We start from the raw sequence: 10,953 nt of genomic DNA on the forward strand, positions 1-10,953 counted from the left end.
GGAATTTGGAACGCGTTTGCTAAAATAAACTTGTTATTTAGAAATAGTAGTTTAGTAGAGACTTGAGAAAAAGTCCACCTTTCAGTAGACTTAGTTTGTTTCTATTCTTATCGGTACTCTTCCAAAATTCTGCTCTGCTATACTTAGATTTCCCAGTTGGTAAATCTGGTCTGCCTTTTGAGTCATGACATCCCAAGGTTCTTTTCCAATTCGGCTAACTAGATTAACCTGTACTTTCAGAGACTTAAGGTGTTGTCTGCCATTTTCAGTAAATCCAAGGACATGAATCCCTTCTGGCAAATCACTTTCTCTAGCTTGCACCAAAATATAGGTCAAAAGGCGTCTGACACGCGCCTTGGTGTAACGTTTGGTCGCAACTGCATCGACTAATTCTTCTACAGACTGTGCTGTTTTAATAGCTTCATTAATGCGCACAGCCATTTCTTGATTGATCTGATAGATGCTGGTTAGGTCGGGATTTGACAATATTTGATAGCGTAGCAAGGAAAAATAGTCTTCCCAGCTCACCTTACTGGCCTGCTCAAAAAGGGTAACAGAAGGCATAAAGCGTTCTAAGAAATCTTTGTCCCTCTGGTGCTGACGGAGGGCTGTTGCCGAAGCAAAGTCCACATCCTTGTCCACAGAATGGTAGCCTGCCCCCTGACGCTGAATTGGCTCAAGTTTGATGTCTCGTCCTGCAACTGCCTTGACATAGGCCAGAGCAAGGACATGATTGGGTGTATTACCTGAAAAATCAAGACCTGCAAATTCCTTCCACATGGTCTGGGTTTTCTGGGGATAGGAAAGGGAATCAGGCAGATTTTCCACAAATTGCTCCATCTCAGCACCCTGCTCTGTGTATAAATCAGCGATTTTTTGATAATCTAGAACTTCTTCTGTCCCAAAAGCGAGGCTATCTATGCCCAACCTAGCCAAGATATCCACAGCTCCTTGGCCAAAGAAATCTGCCGCCTGAACACTGACTAGAAAGGGCAATTCAACCACCAAATCTGCTCCGTTTTCCAGCGCCATCTGGGCCCGAGTCCACTTGTCTACGATAGCAGGCTCTCCACGTTGCATGAAATTCCCAGACATAGCAACGATTTTCAATCCCTCTGCCTGATCCAGCAGGTATTTATGGCCATTATGAAAAGGATTGAACTCCGCGATAATACCTGTGATGGTCATGATGTTCTCCTACTTCTGCGCGACAAAAAACCAACGGGTGCTAGTTTCTGTTGGCTCCTTGTCTTCAAAGTCTGCATAGAGTTTGAAGGACTTGAATCCAGCCTGTTCCAGCAGAATGTCATAGGTCAAGACCTCATAGGTCCGCTCCTCATGTACTTCATCGTGACGACTAAAGGATCCGTCAGACTCCTTGATAAAGAAAGTCAACTCATGCACAATGGAGTGAGGAGCTTCGTCCTCATAAGTATCCCAGAGCATGGCAAAATCTTCCGCATTTTCATGGTAGGAATAGCCTGGAAAAATTTCATCCGTCTGGTAAGTCGAATGCACGTCAAAGATGAAAACTCCATCTTCATTAAGGGCATTATACACTTCCTTAAAGACGTCCCCGACTTCCACCTCATCTTGCATATAGCAGATTGAGTCCGAATAACAAGTGACAAAGTCATATTGACCTGCCTTGGACAAATCCAGCATATTGCCTTCAATAAAGTCAATCTTTTGTTTGGCTGAAGTCGCTCTCTTTTCAGCAATCTTCAACATATCCCCACTCAAGTCAAGTCCAGTCACATCAAAACCAGCCTGAGAGAAGCGCACAGATTGAATTCCTGTCCCACAAGCCAATTCCAAGAGTTTCTTTCTCTCCTTGGTCTTAGGCAAATGACGCAGAGAAAAGTCCGTCCATTTATCATATAAACTATCGTCCATAACCGCATCATAGACCGCCGCAAAGGTTTCATAAGTCGCCATAATCATGATACCAAGAGCTTCCATGGCAAACACCACTCGCCCTATACCTTTCTATCCATTTCCTTCTAAAATAAGTAAAGAAACCCAGTTGACTACAACTGAGTTCATCTTCTAAGCAAGAGCTTCTGAAATATCTACTGAATCCGCCTCATGCCATAGTTTTTCTAGGTTATAGTGGGCACGCATTTCTTCTGAAAAGACATGCACAACGACAGCACCAAGGTCCAGCAAGACCCAACCTCCTGCTGCGTCGCCTTCGACATGACTGCCTTTAAATCCTGCTTCCGCTACTTTTTCACGGATATTATCAGCGATAGCGTCCAACTGACGGCTATTCATTGAGCTAGTGATAACAAAGTAGTCTGTCACGCTGGTCAAATCTTGTACATCAAGTGCGAGGATATCCTCCGCACGTTTCTCATCAGCCGCTTTCACGACTAGTTCTAATAATTCTTTTTCGTTCATTTAGTCCTCTTTCTAGAAAATATGTTTGTAATCTAGGACATCTGCAAAGTGCCCCTCCCAAATGCCCTCATAAAATTCATTTATCGTTTCTGCTGTAATGTCTTTCCCATCAAAGGTTGTGACAGCACCTTCTGGAATAATCAGCTTATAGCCATATTCAAAGGCAACCTTGACAGAGGTATCCACACAATATTCTGTCTGCATGCCACATAAAACTAATTTTTCAATCCCCTGTTTATCCAAGTATTCTTTTAAGCCAGTTTCTTTGAAAATACTATTATACTTCTTCTGAAAGACCTTTTCATCAGGCTTTCGATTTAAAAGCGCAGATAACTGCCAATCTTCTGATGTTTGGGCTTCAGGATTCTCAATATGTTGAACATAGATAATTTCGATATTCTTACTTCTAGCATGGTTTTGTAAATAAGAAATTTTTTCCAATAGACTATTTGTCTGAAAACCGGTTTCCACTAAAATATTCTGAACATCAATGATTATAAAAGCCGTCTTCATTTAGTCCTCTTTCAAATAGTGCACAAAGGCGTTATAGGTTTCAAGGGTTTGGGGATAGATGGGAAATCTCTGATGAGCTAGATGCTCCACGGTACGAGCTGTTTCGTAGGCCACCGCCTTATTAAGTGATAGACTTGCAATCTCACGCGCCACATCTACTCCTGGAAAGGCGCGATTATGCTCGATATAGTCTGCGACGTAGATGACTTTATCTAGGTCTGTCATCTGGTCAGCACCGACTGTATGGATTTCAATAGCTCGCAGGATTTCTGAATCATACAGCTCCAAATCTTCCTGAATTTTGTAAATGCCAACCATTCCATGCCAGACATTATTGCCCCAGTTTTTGAGATCAGGGTCTAGCTGATAACGGTCAATTAATTCAAGAAATTCCTGATCTGACAGCTTCTTAGCATAATCATGGAGAAGACCTGCAAGACCTGCTTTCTCGGTATCAACTCCAAATCGCTGAGCCAGTTCTATGGCTGCACGCTCCACACCCAAGCAATGGGTTAAGCGTTTTTCAGGTAGAAGCTCTGCCATTTTTTCCAACAAAGCCTCACGGGAGCAGTTGATATAGTCTTGATAGGCCATCAGTAGAGACCCTCCTTCTCGATGTAGTCTAGCACAGGCTGAGGCAGGAGAAAGTTGGGTTTCCGACCTTGGGCAAGGAAGTCACGCACCATGCTGGATGAGATATCCATGAGAGGCACATCCACCCAGATAACTGGATAGGAAGTCCCTGCCTTGTAGCGTGGGCGCTGAACCCCCACAAACTGAACCATGTCAACCAGTTCATCAATTCGGTACCACTTAGGCAGATAGTCCACCATGTCGGCACCGATGATAAAGTAATAATCCGTATCTGGATGTTGCTCTGTCAAAATCTTCATGGTGTCATATGTATAGGAAATGCCCTTGCGCTCCAACTCAATGGTTTCAATAGCTAGTCCTTCAATCCCCTCAATAGCCAACTCAAGCATCTTGAGACGATGGTGTTCAGGGATGGTTTCTTTTTTATCTACGTGAGGAGGTTGGTATTCAGGCATAAGCAGAACTTGATCTAGTCCCAACTGCTGGCGCACTTGATCCGCAACAATTAGATGGGCATTGTGAACAGGGTTAAAATTTCCCCCTAAAATCCCGACTTGTTTGCGTTTTTTCTCCTTGATTTCTGGCTCCAACTCTACCTTGGTAAAGGGAGTCAATAGTTCGATTGCCATAGGCTAGTCTCCTTTATTTCTCTGTAAAAACAGTTGTTTGGAGTAGGTTTTTAGATTTCTTTGACTTTTTTAGAAATCTTACGATTTTCTTTCTTGCTGGATTGTTTAAACAAAATCAAGATGCGTCCAATTTTTTGGACTGTATCCACACCGATTTCTTCTTCTAAGATTTCAGCTACTTCGTGAATGTTTTCATCTGTATTTTGCAAGAGCGTTACTTTAATCAATTCGCGGGCATCAAGAGCTTGACGGACGCTGGTTTTGATTTGGTCGTTAAGTCCATTTTTCCCGATTTGAATGATGGGTTTGAGGGTGTGTGCCTGACTGTTGAGGAAGGCACGTTGTTTTGATGTTAATGACATAATTTCTTCCTTGCTTTTTGATAGTTATTTTAGGTGGTGAGGGACGGTCGGAACTAATTTTCCAAAGATCTCATCTTTGAAAAATGGATTTCCTGACCTCACAATTGAGCCTTGGTCTCAATTGTGCCCCTTGCCAATCTACAGATTGGCAAGACACCACAGCAATAACTATCTTTGTATGAGCTCACTTTGTTCGCTCAGTGATTTTATTTTAAATAATTGCTTTTCGTGTGACGACGGCGACGCCTTCTGGTGCCCAGACGGCGACTTTGGCAGTTCCTGTTACGCGGATCCAGCCTAGGCCTGAGATGACTAGGTCAGTCTTCTCCTTAATATTAAATACATGCTGGACTAATTTTGGAAAATCTTCTTTTTCCTTGCTATTTGGCGGTGTCAGAAGGGTTCCGACGTGCTTATCGTAGAAAGCACTAGCGCCTTCAAGTTTGGTACGATGGAGTTTGAGTTCATTGTCAAAGAAAGCAGTAAATCCTTGTTTTTCTCCTGATATAAAGTCAAAACGTCCGAGACCTCCTAAAAACAGGGTTTGTTCAGGATTGAGCTGATAGGTTTTAGGTTTGATTTCCTTTTTAGGACTGACATACTTGAGGTTTTTGGCCGTCAAGTAGTGAGCCATCTGGTGACGGTGGATAATCCCTGGTGTATCGTAGATATAAGAACCGTCATCAAGCGGAATCTCGATTTTGTCCAAGGTTGTCCCTGGGAAGCGCGAAGTCGTGATGACATTCTGATCACCCGTAATTTCTTGGATAATAGCATTGATTAGAGTTGATTTTCCAACGTTGGTCACACCGACCACATAAACATCACGACCCTTACGGTAGTGTTCAATCTTGTCAATGACTTCCTTAATAGCATGTTTGTTTTGGGCCGAAGTTAAGACGACATCGACTGGACGAAGTCCTTCTTCGTGGGCACGTTCCATGAGCCACTGGCTAATCTTGCCTGGTTTAACAGACTTGGGCAAGATATCTTTTTTATTTCCCACCAAGAGGACATCATTGCCCGAGACAAAACGTGGCAAGCCTGGGATAACAGAGCCATTAAAATCAAAGATATCAATGACATTAACTACCAAGGCATCACTGTCTCCCACCTCGTGCAAGAGCTTGAGGAAATCATCGTCCGTCAACTGGACATCCGTGATTTCATTATAGTGGCGGAGACGGAAACAGCGTTGGCAATAGACTTCGCCAGTTTCCAAACCTTTTTCAAGTGCCGACTGGGGGGTAAAACCAAGACCAGCCTTATCTGTCGTCTGAATGGTTGCTCCACAACCAATACAGAGAATTTCTTCCATAGTTAAATTCCTTTTTTATATGTAATCGGTCCGTACTTTTCAGTGATTTTTCGCTTCACACGGCGCTCACGAGCTCGGTTGATCTGCGTTTTGATCGAGTCATGTTGGACCAAGGGTTTGACTAAAATCGAGCGAATGCCTGCACGGTGGGCTGCTCGTATATCTGTCATGAGCTGGTCGCCAACCATGACCACTTCACTTTTCTCATAATGAAATTCCTTCATGGCACGGTCAATCCCAAATGTGAAGGGCTTCAGAGCCCAATAAACGTAGTCAATCCCAAATTTCTCAACTGCTCGTTGGACGCGTTTTTTAGTGTTATTTGATACCACAATGATGCGAATGCCCGCGTCCCGAAGATCATGTAGCCATTGCTTCATCTCTGGCGTCCCGTCAGGGTTGTTCCAAGCAATGAGGGTATTGTCCAAATCGACCAAAACAGCCTTGATTCCCTGCGCCTGCAGGCTTGGGACTGTCAGATCATAGACTGCTTCCACAGCAAAGTCTGGCATGTAGTTTTCAATCACCATTTTGGCTCCTTTTCTTTTATTTTCTAGTAATTTTCTTCAGCCATTGAGATAAGGCCACCCATAAAATCAAGCTAGTCATTAAGATATAAATCCAAGCATTTGGCTCTTCTGTAAATGGTAGAGGAACATTCATTCCGAAGAAACCTGTAATAACCGCAAGTACTGCTAGTAAGACGGAGATAATAGTCAAAATTGACAAACTATCATTCAAGTTATTGTTTAGGATGTTGTTGTAAGAAGCTGAGAGTTGTTGCAAGACTTGAGAAATCAAGTCTGTCATAGACACCAACTGATGGGCTTCAATCATTGCATCATCAAACTGCTCTCGTTCGACATCATTAAATCTCCGATAAAGAGCATGGCCCTGGATATGTTCCAAGAGGAGTCGATTTTGTTTTGCTGCTGCTGTCAAGTAAACCATACCAGTCTCCAAGTCAGAGAGGGCGAAGAGATTTTTCTTTGTTGTAGTTTGACGTAGCAAGGCACTAATTTCGTCCTTACTTTTATCCATCTCTTCAATGACAGGATAATAAGCGTTACTGATAATCTCTAAACCAGCAAAGAGAAACTTGTAAATAGAAAGCGACTCATGGCTATCCAGATAAGCTGACATCTGATCAATGACATAAGCATTCTTATGGTTGCTGATGGTAATCATTCGTTGTCTTTCGACGATAAAGGTCATGGGAATCGCTTCATAATATTCTTTGTCTTTTTCTAAATCAAGAACATTATAAATAAAGGTTACCGTCTCCGTTTCACGGTTATAATCCATATGAGCTCGTTCATTTCTATCCAGAGCATACTCAATGGTTTCCTTGTCCAATCCATAGATGTCAGAAAGATCTTCCATATTTTTAATCTTATCCACATCAAGGTCTATCCAGGTACAACCATTGCCCAACTGCTTTTCTAAAACCATCTTTTCTCCTTTATTAAACTCTTTCTATTGTACCACAAATTACTTAAAATAACAGGTCTAGTCTGTGCGTGAGAAATTGCTGACGACGGTGATATTCCGATTGGGAACGAAGTGCAGAACCTGATCTTCTCCTCTGAGTTGCGTTGTTCGAATGCCGACACTGACAACCTTGCCCGATACGGTAATAGGACCATTTGTCAAAACGACCTCATCTCCCACATCCAGTTGACGTTCAAAGAGGATGAAAAAGCCATTGATGACATCAGATAGAAAGCCTTGGGCTCCCATTCCAATAGCCACCCCAGCAATCCCAGCCCCTGCCAGCAAACTCGAAACTGGCAAACCCAAAATAGACAAGATACAGTAAAGTAAAAAGAAATAAAGGGTATAATTAAACACATTTTCTAACAGACGTGAGATGGTTTTCTGACGCCCGACATCGTGGCGAGACATTTTTAAAGAAGGTTTAACAATTCTCTGCACCATGGTATGAAGTAGTTTCTTAGCTATATAGAATAGCAAAAATAGAAATAACAGAGAAATTAACTTGGTTAAGATATTCTCAATAATCGTTGTTATATCAAGCTTATTGAGGTAGGTTTGAATAAATTCTTGCATAGAAAACTCCTTTCATTTATTATACCATACTTTCACAAGTGATGAATCTCCATAAATATTCAAAAATAATAGCCAAAATAGACAGAAAATTCTTGATTTTAGCTCATATTTATACTATAATCATAAACATTACACAACAAAGGAGATTGTTATGAAAAAAATCATTCATGCTTGGAATAAGGCAAGCCTAATCAAACGGATTTTGATTGGTATGCTTATTGGAGGAACCCTAGGGCTGACACTTCCTAACATTTCAGGAATTGGTTTACTTGGAGATCTCTTTGTTGGTGGCCTCAAAGCCATCGCACCTATTCTAGTCTTTGCCCTCGTTGCCAATGCCCTTTCCCAACATCAAAAGGGTCAAGATAGCAACATGAAAACGGTTATCCTCCTTTACTTGGTGGGAACCTTTGCAGCGGCACTTGTTGCTGTCCTAGCAAGCTTCATCGTCCCTGTTGAGATTACCTTAAATAGTGCCAATACAGAAATCGCACCACCAGATGGAATTGGCCAGGTCCTCAGCAATCTCTTGCTCAAACTGGTTGACAATCCAGTCAATGCCCTCGTTACTGCTAACTACATCGGTATCTTATCTTGGGCAGTTGTTTTCGGGATTGCTATGAGAGAGGCCAGCAAAAATAGTAAAGAATTGCTGAAAACTATGGCTGATGTGACTTCTAAGATTGTCGAATGGATCATCAATCTAGCTCCATTTGGTATCCTTGGTCTTGTCTTCAAAACCATCTCTGATAAGGGAATCGGAAGCCTAGCTAACTACGGAATCTTGCTTGCCCTCTTGGTGACAACTATGTTCTTTGTCGCTCTGGTTGTCAATCCATTGATTGCCTTCCTCTTTATGAAGAGAAACCCTTATCCCCTCGTTTGGAAATGTTTGCGTGTCAGCGGTGTTACAGCCTTCTTCACTCGTAGTTCTGCGGCTAACATCCCTGTCAATATGAAACTTTGCCACGACCTCGGTCTGGATCCAGATACCTATTCTGTTTCTATCCCACTTGGTTCTACTATCAACATGGCAGGGGCAGCGATTACTATTAACGTTTTAACCCTTGCTGCAGTAAATACTCTTGGAATCCCTGTTGACTTTGCCACAGCCTTTGTCCTCAGTGTAGTAGCAGCAATCTCAGCCTGTGGTGCTTCTGGTATTGCCGGAGGATCCCTCCTTCTTATCCCAGTTGCTTGTAGCCTTTTTGGTATTTCTAACGATATTGCCATGCAAGTTGTTGGGGTTGGATTTGTGATTGGGGTCATCCAAGACTCATGTGAAACAGCCCTTAACTCTTCAACAGATGTCCTCTTTACTGCTGTTGCCGAATACGCAGCAGCCCGTAAAAAATAACTCATAAAGACAAGCCTGCTCAGGTCTTGTCTTTTCCGCTTTTATTATAACTTACTAGGAAATCCTTATGTCTATTAGCCAACGTACGACTAAGCTCATCTTAGCTACCTGTCTTGCCTGCCTTCTTGCTTACTTTCTCAATCTCTCCTCAGCTGTCTCGGCTGGAATCATCGCCCTCTTGAGCCTATCCGATACCCGTAGAAGTACCTTAAAACTGGCCCGCAATCGGCTCTTTTCCATGCTTCTAGCTCTAGCTATTGGTGTTTTGACTTTTCACTTGAGCGGATTTCATATCTGGAGTCTTGGCCTCTATCTGGCCCTCTATGTGCCTCTAGCCTACAAGATGGGCTGGGAAATTGGCATCACACCAAGTAGCGTTTTGGTTAGCCATCTCTTGGTGCAAAAATCAACCTCTCCAGAGCTTCTAGTCAATGAATTCCTTCTCTTTGCAATCGGTACAGGATTTGCCTTACTTGTCAATCTCTACATGCCTTCACGAGAAGAGGAAATTCATCACTACCACACATTGGTAGAAGAAAAGTTAAAAGATATTCTCCAGCGCTTCAAATATTATTTATCCAGAGGGGACGGACGCAACCGAGCACAGCTGGTGGAAGAATTAGACACTCTTTTGGAAGAAGCCCTCAGACTGGTCTATTTGGATCACTCAGACCACCTCTTTCACCAGACTGATTACCATATTCACTACTTTGAGATGAGACAGCGACAAAGTCGTATCCTGCGAAATATGGCCCAGCAAATCAACACCTGTCACCTAGCTGCCAGTGAGAGCCTGATTTTAGCCCAACTCTTTTCAAAAATTGCAGGCCAACTAAGCCAGACCAATCCCGCTTCTGATTTGCTAGATGAAATTGAACGTTATCTGGAAGTCTTCCGGAACCGCAGTCTACCCAAGACAAGAGAGGAATTTGAAACCCGTGCCACACTTCTTCAACTCCTACGTGAAGCCAAAACCTTCATACAAGTAAAAGTTGACTTTTACCAAAAATATGGGGCTCTATAATATTTGTAGTGGGTAAATCCCCTATAGATATTATAGAGCCGATTTTTGTGTAGAAAAAAAGTCCCATAAGATCTATAATGAAAAGCGACAAAACAACTCATTAGAAAGATTCATATGGAACAATTACATTTTATCACAAAACTACTCGATATCAAAGACCCTAATATCCAATTTATAGATATCATCAATAGGGATACACACAAAGAAATCATCGCCAAACTGGACTACAATGCTCCATCTTGCCCTGAGTGCGGAAGTCAAATGAAGAAATATGATTTTCAAAAACCGTCTAAGATCCCTTACCTCGAAACGACTGGTATGCCTACTAGAATTCTACTTAAAAAGCGTCGTTTCAAGTGCTATCACTGTTCAAAAATGATGGTCGCTGAAACTTCTATCGTCAAGAAGAATCATCAGATTCCTCGTATTATCAACCAAAAGATTGCGCAAAAGTTGATTGAAAAGACTTCTATGACCGATATTGCTCATCAGTTAGCCATTTCAACATCAACTGTTATTCGCAAGCTGAATGACTTCCGTTTTAAGCCTGATTTTTCGTACCTCCCTGAGATTATGTCTTGGGACGAGTATGCTTTCACTAAGGGAAAGATGAGTTTTATTGCTCAAAATTTTGATAATCTTAATATCATCACTGTTCTTGAAGGAAGAACACAAGCTATCAT

At 42.2% G+C, this 10,953-nt stretch carries 14 protein-coding genes; 3 read left to right on the forward strand and 11 right to left on the reverse strand.

The window, feature by feature from the left end; genetic code table 11:
• Positions 1 to 90: 90 nt before the first annotated feature.
• From O3599_RS09355 to O3599_RS09405, 11 genes are all read right to left on the reverse strand, one after another.
• Positions 91 to 1,188, reverse strand: coding sequence for a nucleotidyltransferase (locus tag O3599_RS09355; RefSeq protein ID WP_247939297.1), 1,098 nt, complete (start codon positions 1,186 to 1,188; stop codon positions 91 to 93).
• Between the two features lie 9 nt (positions 1,189 to 1,197).
• Entirely contained in the window at positions 1,198 to 1,938 is a 741-nt protein-coding gene (locus tag O3599_RS09360; RefSeq protein WP_247939327.1) for a class I SAM-dependent methyltransferase, read from the reverse strand.
• A gap of 111 nt (positions 1,939 to 2,049) precedes the next feature.
• Positions 2,050 to 2,403, reverse strand: a complete 354-nt coding sequence (gene rsfS, locus O3599_RS09365; RefSeq protein ID WP_001003005.1) for a ribosome silencing factor — start codon at positions 2,401 to 2,403, stop codon at positions 2,050 to 2,052.
• A 12-nt stretch (positions 2,404 to 2,415) separates the two neighbouring features.
• Positions 2,416 to 2,916 (reverse strand): cysteine hydrolase family protein, encoded by a 501-nt coding sequence (locus tag O3599_RS09370; protein ID WP_247939296.1) that lies wholly within the window; start codon positions 2,914 to 2,916, stop codon positions 2,416 to 2,418.
• Positions 2,917 to 3,510: a bis(5'-nucleosyl)-tetraphosphatase (symmetrical) YqeK gene (yqeK, locus tag O3599_RS09375; protein WP_247939295.1), complete on the reverse strand. Its 594-nt coding sequence runs from the start codon at positions 3,508 to 3,510 to the stop codon at positions 2,917 to 2,919.
• On the reverse strand, positions 3,510 to 4,139 hold the full coding sequence (locus O3599_RS09380) for a nicotinate-nucleotide adenylyltransferase (RefSeq protein WP_007517837.1): 630 nt from the start codon (positions 4,137 to 4,139) through the stop codon (positions 3,510 to 3,512). Before O3599_RS09380 ends, yqeK begins: the two co-directional genes overlap by 1 nt.
• A 50-nt stretch (positions 4,140 to 4,189) precedes the next feature.
• A complete protein-coding gene (yhbY, locus tag O3599_RS09385) occupies positions 4,190 to 4,501 on the reverse strand; it encodes a ribosome assembly RNA-binding protein YhbY (RefSeq protein ID WP_000060169.1) in 312 nt (103 codons plus the stop codon).
• A 211-nt stretch (positions 4,502 to 4,712) separates the two neighbouring features.
• A complete protein-coding gene (gene yqeH, locus O3599_RS09390; protein WP_000391192.1) occupies positions 4,713 to 5,819 on the reverse strand; it encodes a ribosome biogenesis GTPase YqeH in 1,107 nt (368 codons plus the stop codon).
• 2 nt (positions 5,820 to 5,821) lie between these two features.
• Positions 5,822 to 6,349, reverse strand: coding sequence for a YqeG family HAD IIIA-type phosphatase (locus O3599_RS09395; protein WP_023946540.1), 528 nt, complete (start codon positions 6,347 to 6,349; stop codon positions 5,822 to 5,824).
• 16 nt (positions 6,350 to 6,365) lie between these two features.
• A complete protein-coding gene (locus O3599_RS09400) occupies positions 6,366 to 7,271 on the reverse strand; it encodes a magnesium transporter CorA family protein (protein WP_000242267.1) in 906 nt (301 codons plus the stop codon).
• A 57-nt stretch (positions 7,272 to 7,328) separates the two neighbouring features.
• Positions 7,329 to 7,889, reverse strand: coding sequence for a mechanosensitive ion channel family protein (locus O3599_RS09405; RefSeq protein WP_020902998.1), 561 nt, complete (start codon positions 7,887 to 7,889; stop codon positions 7,329 to 7,331).
• Positions 7,890 to 8,040: 151 nt separating this feature from the next.
• Here O3599_RS09405 and sstT point away from each other — a divergent pair, with 151 nt between their 5' ends.
• The 3 genes from sstT to O3599_RS09420 all read left to right on the forward strand — a co-directional run.
• Entirely contained in the window at positions 8,041 to 9,246 is a 1,206-nt protein-coding gene (gene sstT / locus O3599_RS09410; RefSeq protein ID WP_020902997.1) for a serine/threonine transporter SstT, read from the forward strand.
• A 67-nt stretch (positions 9,247 to 9,313) separates the two neighbouring features.
• Positions 9,314 to 10,270 carry an aromatic acid exporter family protein gene (locus O3599_RS09415; RefSeq protein WP_247939290.1) on the forward strand — a complete coding sequence of 319 codons (957 nt, stop codon included), beginning with the start codon at positions 9,314 to 9,316 and terminating at the stop codon, positions 10,268 to 10,270.
• A 114-nt stretch (positions 10,271 to 10,384) separates the two neighbouring features.
• Positions 10,385 to 10,953 (forward strand): transposase family protein (locus O3599_RS09420; RefSeq protein WP_371512687.1); only part of this gene is annotated, 569 nt, incomplete at its 3' end.

Origin of the sequence: Streptococcus sp. 27098_8_103 (assembly GCF_041432345.1) — a bacterium.
In the GTDB taxonomy this organism is placed as follows: Bacteria; Bacillota; Bacilli; order Lactobacillales; family Streptococcaceae; genus Streptococcus; species Streptococcus mitis_BV.

Excerpts from the sequence above, each read along its gene's own strand:
- O3599_RS09355 (WP_247939297.1), bottom strand. The coding sequence starts at position 1,188 with ATGACCATCACAGGTATTATCGCGGAGTTCAATCCTTTTCATAATGGC.
- O3599_RS09360 (WP_247939327.1), bottom strand. The coding sequence starts at position 1,938 with ATGGCGACTTATGAAACCTTTGCGGCGGTCTATGATGCGGTTATGGAC.
- rsfS (WP_001003005.1), bottom strand. The coding sequence starts at position 2,403 with ATGAACGAAAAAGAATTATTAGAACTAGTCGTGAAAGCGGCTGATGAG.
- O3599_RS09370 (WP_247939296.1), bottom strand. The coding sequence starts at position 2,916 with ATGAAGACGGCTTTTATAATCATTGATGTTCAGAATATTTTAGTGGAA.
- yqeK (WP_247939295.1), bottom strand. The coding sequence starts at position 3,510 with ATGGCCTATCAAGACTATATCAACTGCTCCCGTGAGGCTTTGTTGGAA.
- O3599_RS09380 (WP_007517837.1), bottom strand. The coding sequence starts at position 4,139 with ATGGCAATCGAACTATTGACTCCCTTTACCAAGGTAGAGTTGGAGCCA.
- yhbY (WP_000060169.1), bottom strand. The coding sequence starts at position 4,501 with ATGTCATTAACATCAAAACAACGTGCCTTCCTCAACAGTCAGGCACAC.
- yqeH (WP_000391192.1), bottom strand. The coding sequence starts at position 5,819 with ATGGAAGAAATTCTCTGTATTGGTTGTGGAGCAACCATTCAGACGACA.
- O3599_RS09395 (WP_023946540.1), bottom strand. The coding sequence starts at position 6,349 with ATGGTGATTGAAAACTACATGCCAGACTTTGCTGTGGAAGCAGTCTAT.
- O3599_RS09400 (WP_000242267.1), bottom strand. The coding sequence starts at position 7,271 with ATGGTTTTAGAAAAGCAGTTGGGCAATGGTTGTACCTGGATAGACCTT.
- O3599_RS09405 (WP_020902998.1), bottom strand. The coding sequence starts at position 7,889 with ATGCAAGAATTTATTCAAACCTACCTCAATAAGCTTGATATAACAACG.
- sstT (WP_020902997.1), top strand. The coding sequence starts at position 8,041 with ATGAAAAAAATCATTCATGCTTGGAATAAGGCAAGCCTAATCAAACGG.
- O3599_RS09415 (WP_247939290.1), top strand. The coding sequence starts at position 9,314 with ATGTCTATTAGCCAACGTACGACTAAGCTCATCTTAGCTACCTGTCTT.